Raw genomic sequence first — 14,521 nt, 5'->3', positions numbered from 1 at the left:
GATTGCGCCGGTGGATATCCGGGCAGAGATCCACCGGTGACTCGTTACAAGTCTTCAGAAAGATTTTAAATATATAACACGGTTACTCCCTCTGTAGATCGATCGAAGCAAGCGTGTGGGGCGCTCACCCGCAGTGGCGCTGCGTTGACGCTCTTCGGGCCAGCGTGATATATAACGGGCAATCACGTCCATCGCCCCACCCCCTGCATCGACAGGAGCGCGCGTGTCCCGACGAGTCTCTTCCGTCCTCATGGCATCCGCCCTGACTCTTGTGCTGTCGGTGGCCGGGTGCGACCGACAGACGTCCCGCACGACGCTCACGCTCTGGCACGCCTGGGGCGGGGTCGAGCTCGCCGGTCTCAAAGAGACCCTTTCGAGCTTCCGCGACGCGCACCCCGAGGTGGAGGTGGTGGCCCTCCAGGTCCCCTCCGACAAGCTCCAGGACAAGTACCTGCGTTCCACGGCCGCCAACGGCGGACCGGACCTGGTCCTCGGCGCGACCGACTGGGTCGGCAAGTTCGCCCAGTCTGAGGTGATCCTGCCGCTCGACCAGGTCGTCTCGAGCCGCGACCTCTCGCGCTACCTGCCGGTCGCCCTGGACGCGCTGCGCTACGAGGGCCGCCTCTACGCCCTGCCCGAGAGCCTCGAAACCCTGGCCTTGTACTACAACAAGCGCCTGGTGACGGGTGCGCCCCCCACCACCGTGCAGGACCTCTTCACCCTGGCCAACTCCCGCGATTACTGGCAGGGCGATTACCTGCTCGCCTACAACACCCAGTTCTTCTTCACGGCAGGCTACCTCTTCGGGATGGGCGGCGGCCTCTTCGGCCCCAAGGGCGACGTTTCACTCGCAGGCCCCGGCGCGGAGCACTGGCTCGGACTCTTGCGCGACCTCAAGCGGCACCCGCGCATCGCCGCCAAGAGCGATTACGGCCGCGCGGACGGCCTCTTCCGCGACGGCAAGGCCGCCATGACCATCAACGGCCCCTGGGCCCTCGGCGGTTACCGCCAGGTCCTCGGCGACGCGCTCGGCGTCGCCCCCCTCCCCATGGTCGAAGAGGGGGTCCCCGCCGTGCCCTTCGTCGGCGTCAAGTGCGTCATGTTCAACCCCAACAGCCACCAGAAGCAGCGTGCGCATGCCCTGGAACTGGCGCTGGCACTGACGGGCGCCGAGGCCGCCGAGCGCATGCAGCGCGTAGCGGGCCACATCCCCGCCCAGCGCGGCGTCAAGATTCCTGCGGGCGATCGCCTCGAGGCCTTCGCCCAGCAAGCGCGCTGGGGCACCCCGCTGCCGCCGAGCCCCGAGATGAAGGAGGTCTGGGCCCCCATGGACGAGGCGATCGAGAAGGTCCTGACCGACGTGGCGCAGCCTCCGCGGGCCCTCGCGGAAGCCCGCGAGGTCATCTCGGCCAAGATCGAGGCGGTGCGCAAGCAATGACGCCGAAGCGCAAAGCCTCCGACGCCGCCACCGCCTATCGCTTCATCGCCCCGGCCGCGCTGGTGATGAGCGCCATCACGCTGTATCCCCTGCTATACGGGATCTGGATGGCCTTCACCAACTTCAGCCCGCGCCACATCCGGCACCAGGACCCGCAGTTCGTCGGGCTCCAGAACTTCGTCGACATCTTCCGGCACGCCCCCTACCTGGACTTCAGCTTCCTCCACGTCCTGGGCTTCAACCTCCTCTGGACGGTCGCGAACCTGGTCTTCCACGTGGGCCTCGGGGTGGGGCTCGCCCTGCTCATCAACACGCCGGGCCTCAAGGGGGTCAAGATCTACCGGGCCCTGCTCATCCTGCCCTGGGCGGTGCCGACCTACGTCACGAGCCTCGTCTGGAAGAACATGTTCGACCCCGAGGCGGGGGCCATCAACCTGCTCTTGAAGGACTGGAGCAAGTTCCTGCCCTTCTTGCCCACCAACACCGACTGGCTGGGGCAGTTCCCGCTCGCCTTCTACGCGGTGCTGCTGGTCAACGTCTGGCTCGGCTTCCCCTTCATGATGATGGTGGCCTCGGGTGCCCTCCAGGCCATCCCTTCGGACCTGTACGAGGCGGCGGACCTGGACGGGGCAAACCCCTTCCAGCAGTTCTGGACGGTGACCGTCCCCATGCTGCGGCCCGCCATGGTGCCGGCCATCATGCTGGGCTTCATCTGGACCTTCAACCAGTTCAACGTGATCTACTTCGTGACCCAGGGCAACCCGCTGGGCAAGACCCAGATCCTCATCACCCAGGCCTACAAGCTGGTCGACGCCGGCATGTACGGGGTGGCCTCGGCGTTCGCGGTGGTCATCTTCTTCATCCTCCTGGGCTTCACGCTCCTGAATCTCCGCCTGACCAAGGCGGCCGAGGAGGTCTGATCGCATGGTTGGTAAGAAGCAACACCCCCTCAAGCTGGGGCTGATCCACCTGGTCCTCGTCCTATTCTGCGCCTTCTCCCTCTTCCCGGTGCTGTGGGTCGTCTCCATGGCCCTGGACCCCAGCTCGGTGGCACGGCCGACCGAGCTGCACCTCATCCCGCGCGGCATCTCGTTCGAGGCCTTCAAGCAGGTCTTGATCAACCCGACCGAGATCGACGGCGTCTCGTTCTGGCAGCTGTTGGGCAACAGCCTCCTGGTGTCACTCGGCACCACCGCCTTCGGGATCCTGTTCGGTGCGTCGGGGGCCTACGCCTTCTCCCGGCTGCGTTTCCCCGGCCGGAAGGCCGGCATGATGCTCTTCATCGTGCTGCAGATGTTCCCCGCGGTCTGCTCGATCGCCCCGCTCTACGTCCTGCTCTCGTCGCTGCACATCCGGACCTCGCTCATCGGCCTGATGATCGCCTACGCAGCGGGCACCCTGCCCTTCGCCATCTGGAACCTGAAGGGCTACTTCGACACGGTGCCCAAGGACCTGGAGGAGGCCGCCCTGATCGACGGCTGCACCCGCAGCCAGACCTTCTGGCGGATCGTGCTGCCCCTTTCGGCGCCCGCGGTGGCGGTGACGGCCCTGTTCGGGTTCATGACCGGCTGGACCGAGATCATCCTCGCCTGGACCATGCTCGAGAACCCCAAGACCTTCACCCTCGCGATGGCCCTCTACGGCATGGTGGGGCAGTACGAGACCTTCAAGCCCTGGAGCCAGTTCGCGGCCATGAGCATCATCATCTCGCTGCCGGTCGTGATCGTCATGCTCATTCTCCAGCGCTTCATCGTGTCGGGGCTGACGAGCGGGGGCGTGAAGGGGTAGAATAGAATCTCGAACATTTAATCGAGATTCGAGGATCCCCCATGGCCAAGATCAAGACCAAGTACGTCTGCCAGCAGTGCGCCTCCGAGCAGCCCCGCTGGATGGGCAAGTGCCCCGAGTGCAACGCCTGGAACTCCCTGGTGGAGGAAGCCATCTCGGCCCCGGCGCCCACCGGCGGCACCAAGGCCGGCACCTTCAAATCGCCCGCCATCGGCCGTGCGCCCCAGCGCCTCCGAGACGTTTCCATCCAGGACGAGGAGCGCTTCAGCAGCGGCCTCGATGAGCTTGATCGGGTGCTCGGCGGCGGCGTGGTACCAGGCTCATTGGTGCTCCTGGGTGGGGATCCGGGCATCGGCAAGTCGACCTTGCTCTTGCAGGTCGCTCAAAACCTGGCGGCAATCGGGCGCCGCGTGCTCTACGTCTCGGGCGAGGAGTCGGCCCGCCAGATCAGCATGCGCGCGCGGCGCCTCGGCGCCGAGAACGACCACCTCTACGTGCTCGCCGAGACCGACATGTCGGTCATCGCGGCGACCCTCTCCGAGGTGCAGCCCGAGTGGGCCGTCATCGACTCGATCCAGGCCATCTACGACCCCGACCTCAACTCGGCGCCGGGCTCGGTCTCCCAGGTCCGGGGCGCCACCGGCACCCTGATGCGCCTGGCCAAGGACCAGGGCATCAGCCTGTGCATCGTCGGGCACGTCACCAAGGAGGGAACCCTCGCCGGTCCCCGCGTGCTCGAGCACATGGTGGACACGGTGCTGTACTTCGAGGGCGATCGCTTTAAGAGCTACCGGCTGGTCCGCGCTGTCAAGAATCGCTTCGGCTCGACCAACGAGGTGGGCCTCTTCGAGATGCAGGAAGCGGGCCTGATCGAGGTCACCAACCCCTCGGCGGTCTTTCTCGCCGAGCGCACCAAGGAGACCACCGGCTCGGCCATCGTCCCCACCATGGAGGGCACGCGTCCTCTCTTGGTCGAGATCCAGGCGCTGGTCAGCCCCAGCACGCTCGCAAGCCCGCGCCGTGCGGCGAACGGCATCGAACACAACCGCATGGTGCAGATCCTCGCGGTGCTCGAAAAGCGCGTGGGCCTACCGCTCTCCAAGTACGACGTCTACGTGAACGTGGTGGGCGGCCTCTCCATCGAGGAGCCCGCGGGCGACCTCGGCGTGGCGCTCGCGGTGGCGAGCAGCATGCGGGACGTGGCGCTCGACCCCGAAACGATCGCCATGGGCGAGGTCGGCCTCAACGGCGAGATCCGCGGCATCAACGGCCTGGAGGCGCGCCTCAAGGAGGCCGCGAAGCTCGGCTTCACCAAGGCCATCGTGCCGTCGCACAGCCTGGACGACAAGAGCCTGCGGCTACCCAAGGGCCTGGAGGTCGTGGGGGTGAATCGCCTCTACGATGCCATCGTCAAGGCCACGGTCGCTCCTGAGAGCGCTCGTAGCGAGCAGCTGACTTAATCAAGCGTGGTGGCTTAAACGGGCTGGAAATCGCGCCGCAAGTACAGCCAGTGGAAGGCGGGAATCGCAACGGGCGCGAACAAGAGGAGCGCGATCGCCCACAGCGCCTTGCGCCCACCGGGCATCGCCATTCGCCACAGGGCGATGTAGACGAAGAGCCACAGCCCCAGGAGGTTCATGAGCGTGCCGGCCGTCCCCACGACCATGAACACGGCCAAGTCCACCGACGAGGCAGGCCCCCGGGCGGCGAGCAGCGCCATCAGGCCCAAGAAGAGCAACGGCTCTAGGACGATCCAATCCACCATGTGAGAAGAGAGTGAGCGCTTCATGCCCTCCATGATACGCGCTCCCGCCTGCATGCCGGATCTCTGCTACAATTCGTTACAGACCGGGAGGGCCCGCCATGAAGCGTCGCATCATCCAGCCCCGCGCCCCCATCGCCTTGCCTCCGTCGCACGACGGCCCGGACAAGGACGCTCCGCTACGCCACGACATCCGCTGGCTGGGCGAGCTCCTGGGAGAGACCCTCCGACAGCAAGGCGGCGAGAGCCTCTACGAGCTCGAAGAGCGGCTGCGCGCCCTCTCCAAGGGCTTCCGGCAGGACCCGACCACCGACCATGAGGACGCCATCTGCGACCTGGTCTCGTCCTTGAACGTGCACGAAGCCACCGGGGTCATCCGCGCCTTCGCCATCTACTTCGGCCTGGTCAACGCCGCCGAGCAGCACCACCGGGTGCGCCGCCGCCGCGCCATCCAGCTGGATCCCCACGCTCCGCCCCAGCCGGGCTCTTTGCTCGACACCTTCTGCCACATGCACGCCGCAGGAGTCACGCCCCAGGCCCTGCAAGACGCCCTCGATCGTCTCCGGCTCGGCCTCGTCGTCACCGCCCATCCCACCGAGCCCAACCGCAAGAGCGTGCTCAGCAAGTGGACGCGGATCGGGCACCTGCTCTTTGCGCGCGACGCTTGCGAGCTGACGCCCACCGAGTGCGAACGCCAGGACGACGCCATCCGCGCGGAGCTGACCACCCTTTGGCAGACCGACGAGATCCGCGAAGCGCGCCCTACCGTCGACGACGAGCTGACCAGCGCCCTCTACTACTTCCGCTCGACCCTCTTCGAGGCCCTGCCGCGCCTGCAGCGCGACATGACGAGCGCGCTCGATGAGGCCTACCCCGACGAGCGCTTCGAGGTGCCGGCGGCAGTGCGCCTGGGCACCTGGATCGGAGGCGATCGCGACGGCAACCCCTTCGTCACCGCCGAGACCACCTGGCGCACCCTCACGCGCCTGCGCGCCGAGGCCCTCGACCTGTATGAGCGCTCCCTCGACGCCCTCTGGACCCGCTACTCCTTCTCCGACCGCGAGCACCCCGCCCTCCCCGAGCTGTACGAAGTCATCGAAGGATTAGGCCTGCTCTTCCCAGAGCGCCTCGCCCAGGTGCGCGCCCGCAACCCGCACGAACCTTACCGGCAGATGCTCGCGCTCATGCGCGCCCGGCTCGAGGCCGTCACCAAGCCCGACGCTCCCGAGCGGTACACGAGTGCTGCCGCCTTCGCCGCGGACCTGCGCCTGATGGACCAGGCCCTGCGCGCGCAAGGGGCGAGCATCGTCGCCGACCAGGAGCTTGCGACCCTGCGTCGCCAGGTCGAGGCCTTCGGCTTCCAGCTCGCGACCCTGGATGTGCGGCAGAACTCCCGCAACCACGACGAGGCCCTCGACGCCATCCTGCGCGAGGCGGGAGTCGCCTCGGACTACGGCAAGCAGGACGAGGCGGGCCGCCAAGCCGCCCTCGCTCAGGTCTTTTCCAGCTCGCGCCCCTTGCTGCCCTCCGAGGCCCGCCTCGAAGCGGGTCCGGCCGAAACCCGCCAGACCATGCGGATGCTCGCGCGGGCCATCGCCGAGTTCGGCCCCGACGCCCTCGACGCCTACATCGTCAGCATGACCGAGGCTCCGAGCGACCTACTGGAAGTCCTCGCCCTCATGCAGGACGCGGGCCTCTACCGGCGCCGACCCGACGACACCGCCGAATCCGCCCTGGACCTGGTGCCCCTCTTCGAGACCATCCCGGACCTGCGGGCCGCCCCCGACGTCTTTTGCGCCCTGCTCGCCCACCCCGCCTACCGCGCCGCCCTTCGCGCGCGCGGTGACGTGCAGGAGATCATGCTCGGCTACTCGGACAGCAACAAGGACGGCGGGATCCTGAGCGCCACCTGGGAGCTGTACCAGGCACAGCAAGCTCTCACCGAGCTCGCCGAGGCCGAAGGAGTGCGCCTACGCCTCTTCCACGGCCGCGGTGGCTCCATCAGCCGCGGAGGCGGGCCGACCCACCGCGCCATCCTCGCCCAGCCCCCGGGCAGCGTGCAGGGCGACCTCAAGATCACCGAGCAGGGCGAAGTCCTCGCCTGGAAGTACGCCCAGCCGGCGCTCGCCGATCGCAATCTTGAACAGATGGTCAGCGCCACCCTGATGGCCACCCTCGCCTCGCAAGGCGACAAGGCGCCCAACGCGGCCGAGCGCGCCGAACGCTTCGCGCGCATCTCGCAGGAGGCCTACGAGACGTACCGGGCTTTGGTCTTCGACGACCCGGCCTTTCCTGCGTTCTTTAGAGCCGTCACCCCCATCGCCGAGATTGAGTCGCTCAAGATCGGCTCGCGACCCTCGCGTCGGCGCGAAGGGGGGATCGAGTCCCTGCGCGCCATCCCCTGGGTCTTCTCGTGGATCCAGAACCGCTGCCTCTTGCCCGGCTGGTACGCGGCCGGCACGGCCCTCGAAAGCTTCATGACCCGCGAAGCCGACGGGCGCGAGGTCATGCGCGATTGGTACCGGAGCTGGCCCTTCTTCCGGACCCTCATCGACAACCTGGAGGTCAGCCTCACCAAGGCCGACATGGCGATCGCCCGCCTCTACGCGGGCCTCGCAGGCAGCGAAGGATCGGCCCTCTTCGAACGGATCCAGGAAGAGTACGACCGGACCCGCGCGGCCATCCTCGTCATCTCGGAGCAGAAAGAATTGCTCGAACGCCAGCCGATGCTCGCGCGATCCATCCGGCTGCGCAACCCCTACGTGGACCCGCTCAACCACTTGCAGGTCGACCTCTTGCGTCGCAAGCGCGCGAGCAAAAAGCCCGACGAGGATCTGGATCGCGCGTTGGCGCTCACCATCACGGGGATCGCCGCCGGGCTACGCAACACGGGCTAAGCCCCAAAGGAAAAAGCCGCCCAGGCCTAACGCTTACCCCTCTGCTCCGCTTCATCAAAGGGTTTAGCGCTCGGGCGATCGACATCCTTCTTCAAGCGAGGTATGCTTCCGAGCAGGTTCCCACGTGGATAGGAGGATTCCGTTTGAAACCCACCGTCATCCTGCTCGGCCTCGGTCTCGCCCTCTCGCTCGCCGGCTGCCAGCCCGCCGAGGAGAAGAAGGCCGAAACCACGCCCAGCGCGCCCCCCGCCGCTGAGAGTCCCGCCGCCCCCACCACCCAGGCGGCCAGCCCCGCCGCGGTGGACGAAGCCGCCCTCAAGGCCAAGGGCGAGAAAGTCTACGCCGCCAACTGCGCCTCGTGCCACCAGGCCAACGGCGAAGGCATGCCCAACGTCTTCCCGCCGCTCGCGGGCGGCGAGATCCCCAACGGCGATGCGGCCGAGCACATCAAGACCGTGCTCAAGGGCAAGTCGGGCCCCATCACCGTCAAGGGCAAGCAGTACAACGGCGCCATGCCTCCGTTCAGCCAGCTGACCGACGAAGACATCGCCGCGGTCGTCACCTACGAGCGCACCACCTGGGGCAACAAGGGTGGCGCCGTCAGCCCCGACCAGGTCAAGGCCCTGCGCTAAAACCCCACGCCTTGAAACGCCCCCACCCGATGATCGGGCGGGGGCGTTTTGCTGAACGAGCATCGAACGAAAAAAACGCCGGCCCCTGAGGGACCGGCGTCTGAGTTGCGGGGGCAGGATTTGAACCTACGACCTTCGGGTTATGAGCCCGACGAGCTACCGGACTGCTCTACCCCGCAGATCTAATATAGCAAGCTTCGACCTCGAAGTAAACACGCTAGCGCAAAAGTTCTTGGGCAAGTTGCGCCCGGCGCAATGGGGCAAGCAAGCCTCCTCGGCCGCCCTTGGCCGCTGCGCGCACCCAGCTGTTCGGATCCTGGGCCAGCGCCGAGAGGGCGCGCCGCCCGAGACGGCCGCTCTGGGCGGCGGCCTCCCGCACCGCCCAGCTCTCGTCCTGGGCGGCATGCTCGGCCACCTGCACCGAGGCCCGCGGATGCGTGATCGCCCCGTAGCGCACCTCCACCCGCGGGTCGTCCATCAAGAGGAGCAGGGCCTTGGACGAGAGGTGGGGATTCTCAAGCAGGACGCGCTTGACGTCCGGGGCGCTGTCCTGCGCGAGCGCACAGGCCGCAGCCTCCGTCAGGTCGCCGCGCATGGCCGCACGGGCGCGGATCCGCGCGTCGGGATCCTGGGCGAGTGCTTCGAGGGCGGCCGGCGTGAGGCTCGCAAGCTCCAGGAGGCCCGCCCGCAGCCGAACCTCGCCCCCCGCCGCCAGGGCGAGCTGGACCGAGACGTCGGCCGCCGGGTGGCGCAGGATCGCCTGCTTCACTTCGAGCCCCGCCCCCTCCAAGAGCGCGAGCAGCATCCCGGGGCTCGCCGCGTGAAGGGCGAGCAGGTCCCACCGCGCCCCGTCGCTCAGCTCGGGATCCTGGGCGATCGCCTCGAGCATGGCCAGGGTCATGTGGGGATTGTGCATGGCCGCCCAGCGGATGTCGCGCTCGGGATCGTCCGCCAGCAGCAACAGCGCCTCCTCCGGCGCTTTGGAATGAGCGGCGACGCCGTAGCGCACCCGGACGTTCTCGTCCGAGGCGAGCCGTCCCAGGATCTCGGGGGTCACCCCCGGGTGGAAGGCCACGGCGGTGCGGACCTCGGCCACCCAGTCGGTGGCGAGCACCCCGAGGGTCTCGGCGGCGGTGTGCGGGTGCATGGCCACGTGGTAGCGCAAGAGCGAGTCCTGGGCGTCCCGGGCCAAGAAGGCGAGCGCGGCCAGACTCGTGGTGGGGGCCTGGGCGACGTCCTGGAGGGCCTCGGGCGAAAGCCCCCCCAGCGAGAGGACCGTGGCCACGGCCGCCGGGGTGGCGTGGGGATGGGCGAGGATGAGCGCCGCGAGCTCAGGGTCGGCGTCGTGGGCCAGCGCCTCCAGCACACGGCCCGGAGTTGCCGGGTGGCGCGCCACCGCCGTGCGGACCAGCGAATCGTCTCGCCGCGCCAGGCGTTCGAGGGCATCGGGCGAGAGATGGGGGGCCTGCGCGATCGCCCGGGCCACCGCATGGTCGGGGTCGTCGGCGAGCCCCTCGCGCGCCTCGGCATCGAGCAAGGGATGCAGGGCCGCGCCCGCGCGCACCGCCGGGTCGGGATCACGCGCGAGCAGCTTGAGGGCCGCCGCGGTCGCCTGGGGGTGGACGAGCACCGCACGCCTCACCCGGGCAAAGCCGCTCTTGGCGAGCGTCGTCAGAGCCGCAGGGCCCGCCAGCGGATGGGTCGCGACCCCCTCCTGCACCCGTGGATCCGGGTCGGCGGCCAGGGACAACACCAAGGCCCCGGTCAGCTTGTCGGAGCGCAGCAGGGCAAGGCGAACGGCCGGCTCCTCGTCCTGCACCAAGAGCGCGAGCACCGCCTCGGCCGAGCGGCGATCGAGCGCGAGGCGCTCTCTCAGGCGCGGATCCGGATCGTCGGCGAAGGCCGAGAGCACCGCCGCATCCGCGCGGGGGTTCAGGTAGGCCGCCTCGCGCACGGCCGAGTCCGCGTCGTGAGCCAAGAGGCGCAGAGCGTGGGGCGAAAGCAAGGGATGCTGGGCGGCGAGGCGACGCACCCAGGCGTCGGCGGATCGCGCGAAGCGCTCGACCAGTGGCGCCCCGCACCGGGGGTGCGCCAGGAGCAGCGAGGCCGCCTCGGCGTCACAGGCGGGCGAATCCGCGAGGGCCCACAGGACCTGCTCGGGGATGGTGGGGTTGTCGGCGAGCGCGATCAAGACCTCGGGGGCCTCGTCCCGCGCGAGGCGCGAGACGACCGAAGGCGGCAAGTCGCGACGGCAAGCGAGCTGGACGCGCAGGCCGACGTCGGGATCCGAGGCGAGCAACAGCAGGGCCTCTGCCGGCACGTCGTGACGCCTGGCGAGCATGGCCCGGACCTCGGGGGCCTCGTCCCGGGCGAGGGCGGCAAGCTGAGCGCTCGCGGTCAAAGGATGGCTCGCGAGCGCCAGGCGCGCCTCGGGCTCGGCGGGTAGCTCGGGTGCCATCGGCGCCTCGGGCAGCGGCGCGCGCGCAGCGAAGACCGGCCCCCGGCCGCTGCGCTGAAAGCGGTCGCGGTTGGCCGGAAAAGCTTGAGAGCCTGGCGGGTACCGTTCCATGCGGAGAACCTCGGCCTCGGACGGCGGGCAAGATGAAGCGAACAGCTTCCCTGGCGCATGATACCATCGCCTCGCCCGGACGCTCCCTTGCGCGGGGGAAGAAAAGAGAAGAGCCCGGTACCTTTCGGTACCGGGCTCTCATTCCTCGGAGCGGGGTTGACGGGGCTCGAACCCGCGACCTCCGCCTTGACAGGGCGGCATTCTAACCAACTGAACTACAACCCCTCGGAACTTTTTTATAGTACTGCGGATAGCGGGTTGAAGTCAACACCCCTTCTTGCATTCTTTACATTGCTTTATACGAGGCATCACGTAGGCTTGAGGTAAGGCCCCTCGCTCAAGCCTTGGTCACCACCACGTCTCCGACCTTGAGGCGGTTGTAGACCTCCTCGATGTCCTCGTTGAAGAAGCGCATGCAGCCGTGCGAGGCGTCGCGGCCGATGGAGTTGCGATCGAAGGTACCGTGCAGCTCCTCGCCGCTGCGGGTGCTCTTGCCGGTGTTCGGGTCGTACCAGGAGAGGTCCACCAGGCGCGTGCCGAAGGCGCGGCCGCCGGATTCGGGCCACAGCTGCTTGGCGACGTTGGTGGGATCGGCGAGCTTGCCGCTGACGATCTTGATCCCCGCATCGGTCGCATTCTCGCCCTTGCCGGTGGCGATGGGGTAGATCTTCTCGAGCTTGCCCTGGCGGTCGTAGAGGAAGAAGCGGTGCTGGTCGATGGCGGCCACGCCCCGGCTGGGCTTGCCCTTGACCATCTCGGGGGCGACGAAGGCCTTGGGGGAGAGGTTGGGATCCTCCCAGGCCTTGAGGCCTGGGGCGGGGGCGACCTCGTCGAGGCTGCGCATGGTGGCGGCGTCCAGCTCACCGGTCTTCGGCAGGCCCTGGCTCGCCTGGAAGTTCTTGAGGGCGAGGGTGGTCTGCGCGCCGAAAGCGCCGTCGGCCCCGGCGGGCAGGGCGAAGCCCAGATCGAGCAGGGCGACCTGAACGGCCTTCACCCCTTCGCCCTTGGCGCCAAGGCGCACAGCCTGACCTGCCATGGCGGCGCGCAGCTCGGGGGCGTCTGCAAAGCGCCCGTTCTTCGGGGCGCCCGAGAGCGAGAGGCGATCGCCGGACGGTGCGACGGCAGGCGTATCGTCACCGCCCGCGAGGATCTTGGAGATCGTCTCGCCGCGACGCTGGGTGGGCGCCGTGCCAAAGAGCGTGGAAATCAAGCCGGTGCGCATCATGGGCCTCCCGTTCAGAAACCGTTCACAGGAGAGTTATCCGAACGAGAGGCCCATGGCTTGCGGGCGATCAGTCAAGTTTCAATCAAACTAAACCCAACATTAATATCAGAAGACGTACCCGAACCCCAGGTAAGGACCGTTGAGGCTGATGACGTTGGTGGGCCCGACGGCGGTCTGGCCCCGCAAGCCCAGATCGACCCCGAGGCCCTGCACGAGGCGCCAGCCGAAGCCCACCTTGTAGTCGAACAGGTCGGTCCGCATCCCGTCCAGGTACATGAGAGGAGCCCAATCGCCTCGCACCTGCAAGAAGGTGCTCGCAGGCAGGCGCATGTCGAAGATGGCGCCGATCTTGGGGGACACGCCCACCAGGCGCGGCGAGGCCAGATCGCCCACCCCGATCGAGCGCACGGCGATCCCGACGTCCCCCGTCAGGGCCCCCGTCGCGCCCTGCGCGAGCCTGAGCTTGCCTTCCAGGTCGGCATTGGTGAAGGGGCCCACCACCCCACCGAGCGCGCCGCCGAACGCCCCGGTCATGCCCCAGGCCCCCACCGAGAAGCCCGGCGCCAGGGCCAGGCTCACGGCGAGGCCCGGCATGAAGGCGTTGGCCGAGAGGGTGTTCGGGCCCGCGAAGTAGTTGCCGTTCGCATACCAGGCGAAGGTCCCGATGGCTCCGCTCGGTTGGTAGCCCGAAACGCCGGCCGTGGGGGTGGGAGGCTGGGCAAGAGCGGGCGTCGAGAGGCCCGCGAAGGCCGCTGTGAGGCCCAAGAAAGATGCCCAGCGCTTGCAATGCGTGGTCATGGATCCCACCTCCCTTCCCCATGTCGGGGTTCGCGGCTGCGCCTGCGGCTCGCACCGTTACGATGCACGCCGATGGGTGGGATGGCGCTTGGCATTTTGCACGATTTCTCGGCGAAAAGCGCTACTTTGCCCGGTGGTTGTAGGTGAAGTCCCCAACGTAAGGGTTGCCGCCCGCAGTGATCTCGACGTGGAGCAGATAGGATTGCCCCACCACCGGCGGGCTGCTCGGATAAGCAAAGAGGTAGGGATCCGCCTTATCCTTCGGGCGAACGAGCCTGAGCGGAAGGGTCTCCGCACGACCGTTCGCATCCGAGATCCGCAGGGTTCCCGACATGGGCACGTCGTGTCCCATTCCATTCTGCGCCGCGTCGAGGGGATAGAAGGCGTACAGCAAGCGCTTCACGTCGTTGGCACCCACCGCGAATTCGAGATAGCGACCGTTGGTCGCGACGATCTGGTTGCTTGCTCCCTCTTCGGGCGCGGCAGAGGGCGCCACTTGGGGGCGCGAGACGACCGTCGGCGCCTCCGGGTAGATTTCGGTCTGGCAGGCCGTCAGGGCGAGGGTCATGGCCAACAAGGCAGGGCGAACATGGCGCATCGGGTAACCTCCGAGCAACGGGGACCTCGCCATCTTAGCAAAATCGTGCCCTTGCATGCAGATCGCTCGAATGGCCCGTAATCCTGGGTACAAGAGGGTGAGCGACACATTTTGCCACTCGAAGGGACTCTCATGCGACACCACACGCGCTCCGGCGGCTTCACCCTGATCGAAGTCTCGCTGGCCATGGTCATCGGAATCATCGTCCTGGGCGGCGCCATCACCCTCTACAACCAGGTGAAGGTCAGCGCCGCCAACGGCGAGGCCAAGAGCCGCGCGCTCGCCCTCGCCGCCCTGGTCGAGGAGCATGCGTCCCGCAGCACCAACTACCCCAAACTCGACGAGCTCAACAAGCTGTGGGAAGCCCGGCGGCCGGACGACGCCAAGAAGAACCCCTGGGGTGGCGAGCTCAGCGGCGATCCGATCGACGGGCATGAGAACGTTCAAAGCCTCGTCTCGGCGCCGGTCGTGCTCGGCAGCGGCGAGCGGCACATCGGGGTCACCGCCCCGACCACCCTGGCCGATCGCGGCCGCCTCTACTACTTCCGCCACGCCAACAACGAGGCGTTCTGGATCGACGACTTCAGCCTCGCCGGCGCGGACGAGGCTTCGGGCACCGTCCGGGTGCAGGGCTACGGCATCGCCTACGTGGGCCCCAACGGCGAGAACTGGTACAACGTGACGGGCAAGGCCAACGCCCTCGATCCAGACGCCCAGTACCCGGGCGGCCCGATCCGCGGCAAGATCACCAACTAGGCGAAAAATCGCTCGGCTGGGTATAAAACCCTCGGACAAACAAGCGTTCCGGAGGTTT

Annotated in this window: 12 protein-coding genes and 2 tRNA genes; 7 read left to right on the top strand and 7 right to left on the bottom strand. The window is 67.9% G+C overall.

Annotated elements, in window-relative coordinates:
* Positions 1 to 223 precede the first annotated feature (223 nt).
* From J7643_14705 to radA, 4 genes are read left to right on the top strand one after another with little or no spacing between them, the layout of a single operon-like run.
* Complete coding sequence (locus J7643_14705) at positions 224 to 1,438, top strand: extracellular solute-binding protein (GenBank protein MBO9541836.1); 1,215 nt, start codon at positions 224 to 226, stop codon at positions 1,436 to 1,438.
* Entirely contained in the window at positions 1,435 to 2,358 is a 924-nt protein-coding gene (locus J7643_14700; protein MBO9541835.1) for a sugar ABC transporter permease, read from the top strand. The genes J7643_14705 and J7643_14700 overlap by 4 nt, the downstream gene beginning before the upstream one ends.
* A gap of 4 nt (positions 2,359 to 2,362) precedes the next feature.
* On the top strand, positions 2,363 to 3,226 hold the full coding sequence (locus tag J7643_14695) for a sugar ABC transporter permease (GenBank protein MBO9541834.1): 864 nt from the start codon (positions 2,363 to 2,365) through the stop codon (positions 3,224 to 3,226).
* A 41-nt stretch (positions 3,227 to 3,267) separates the two neighbouring features.
* Positions 3,268 to 4,686: a DNA repair protein RadA gene (gene radA, locus J7643_14690; protein ID MBO9541833.1), complete on the top strand. Its 1,419-nt coding sequence runs from the start codon at positions 3,268 to 3,270 to the stop codon at positions 4,684 to 4,686.
* Positions 4,687 to 4,700: 14 nt separating this feature from the next.
* Here the strand turns inward: radA and J7643_14685 are convergent, their stop codons facing one another.
* A complete protein-coding gene (locus J7643_14685; protein ID MBO9541832.1) occupies positions 4,701 to 5,015 on the bottom strand; it encodes a hypothetical protein in 315 nt (104 codons plus the stop codon).
* Between the two features lie 74 nt (positions 5,016 to 5,089).
* Here J7643_14685 and ppc point away from each other — a divergent pair, with 74 nt between their 5' ends.
* Together ppc and J7643_14675 are read left to right on the top strand one after the other, a co-directional pair.
* Positions 5,090 to 7,885 carry a phosphoenolpyruvate carboxylase gene (gene ppc, locus J7643_14680; GenBank protein MBO9541831.1) on the top strand — a complete coding sequence of 932 codons (2,796 nt, stop codon included), beginning with the start codon at positions 5,090 to 5,092 and terminating at the stop codon, positions 7,883 to 7,885.
* A gap of 41 nt (positions 7,886 to 7,926) precedes the next feature.
* The gene (locus tag J7643_14675; GenBank protein MBO9541830.1) at positions 7,927 to 8,517 is read left to right on the top strand and encodes a cytochrome c; all 591 of its coding nucleotides are present in this window, start codon (positions 7,927 to 7,929) and stop codon (positions 8,515 to 8,517) included.
* Between the two features lie 105 nt (positions 8,518 to 8,622).
* Here the strand turns inward: J7643_14675 and J7643_14670 are convergent.
* From J7643_14670 to J7643_14645, 6 genes are all read right to left on the bottom strand, one after another.
* A tRNA-Met gene (locus J7643_14670) sits at positions 8,623 to 8,696 on the bottom strand.
* A 38-nt stretch (positions 8,697 to 8,734) separates the two neighbouring features.
* On the bottom strand, positions 8,735 to 11,086 hold the full coding sequence (locus tag J7643_14665; protein ID MBO9541829.1) for a hypothetical protein: 2,352 nt from the start codon (positions 11,084 to 11,086) through the stop codon (positions 8,735 to 8,737).
* A 151-nt stretch (positions 11,087 to 11,237) separates the two neighbouring features.
* Positions 11,238 to 11,311, bottom strand: a tRNA-Asp gene (locus J7643_14660).
* 112 nt (positions 11,312 to 11,423) lie between these two features.
* Positions 11,424 to 12,308, bottom strand: coding sequence for a murein L,D-transpeptidase (locus J7643_14655; GenBank protein ID MBO9541828.1), 885 nt, complete (start codon positions 12,306 to 12,308; stop codon positions 11,424 to 11,426).
* Positions 12,309 to 12,416: 108 nt separating this feature from the next.
* Complete coding sequence (locus J7643_14650; protein ID MBO9541827.1) at positions 12,417 to 13,109, bottom strand: hypothetical protein; 693 nt, start codon at positions 13,107 to 13,109, stop codon at positions 12,417 to 12,419.
* Between the two features lie 121 nt (positions 13,110 to 13,230).
* Positions 13,231 to 13,707: a hypothetical protein gene (locus tag J7643_14645; GenBank protein MBO9541826.1), complete on the bottom strand. Its 477-nt coding sequence runs from the start codon at positions 13,705 to 13,707 to the stop codon at positions 13,231 to 13,233.
* Between the two features lie 132 nt (positions 13,708 to 13,839).
* Between J7643_14645 and J7643_14640 the strand changes: the two genes are divergently transcribed.
* On the top strand, positions 13,840 to 14,463 hold the full coding sequence (locus tag J7643_14640; GenBank protein ID MBO9541825.1) for a type II secretion system protein: 624 nt from the start codon (positions 13,840 to 13,842) through the stop codon (positions 14,461 to 14,463).
* Positions 14,464 to 14,521: the final 58 nt, after the last annotated feature.

Source organism: bacterium (assembly GCA_017744355.1).
GTDB lineage: Bacteria > Cyanobacteriota > Sericytochromatia > S15B-MN24 > UBA4093 > JAGIBK01.
This window is presented reverse-complemented; position numbering and strand designations above follow the sequence as displayed.

Excerpts from the sequence above, each read along its gene's own strand:
- J7643_14700 (MBO9541835.1), top strand. The coding sequence starts at position 1,435 with ATGACGCCGAAGCGCAAAGCCTCCGACGCCGCCACCGCCTATCGCTTC.
- J7643_14695 (MBO9541834.1), top strand. The coding sequence starts at position 2,363 with ATGGTTGGTAAGAAGCAACACCCCCTCAAGCTGGGGCTGATCCACCTG.
- radA (MBO9541833.1), top strand. The coding sequence starts at position 3,268 with ATGGCCAAGATCAAGACCAAGTACGTCTGCCAGCAGTGCGCCTCCGAG.
- J7643_14685 (MBO9541832.1), bottom strand. The coding sequence starts at position 5,015 with ATGAAGCGCTCACTCTCTTCTCACATGGTGGATTGGATCGTCCTAGAG.
- ppc (MBO9541831.1), top strand. The coding sequence starts at position 5,090 with ATGAAGCGTCGCATCATCCAGCCCCGCGCCCCCATCGCCTTGCCTCCG.
- J7643_14665 (MBO9541829.1), bottom strand. The coding sequence starts at position 11,086 with ATGGAACGGTACCCGCCAGGCTCTCAAGCTTTTCCGGCCAACCGCGAC.
- J7643_14655 (MBO9541828.1), bottom strand. The coding sequence starts at position 12,308 with ATGCGCACCGGCTTGATTTCCACGCTCTTTGGCACGGCGCCCACCCAG.
- J7643_14650 (MBO9541827.1), bottom strand. The coding sequence starts at position 13,109 with ATGACCACGCATTGCAAGCGCTGGGCATCTTTCTTGGGCCTCACAGCG.
- J7643_14645 (MBO9541826.1), bottom strand. The coding sequence starts at position 13,707 with ATGCGCCATGTTCGCCCTGCCTTGTTGGCCATGACCCTCGCCCTGACG.
- J7643_14640 (MBO9541825.1), top strand. The coding sequence starts at position 13,840 with ATGCGACACCACACGCGCTCCGGCGGCTTCACCCTGATCGAAGTCTCG.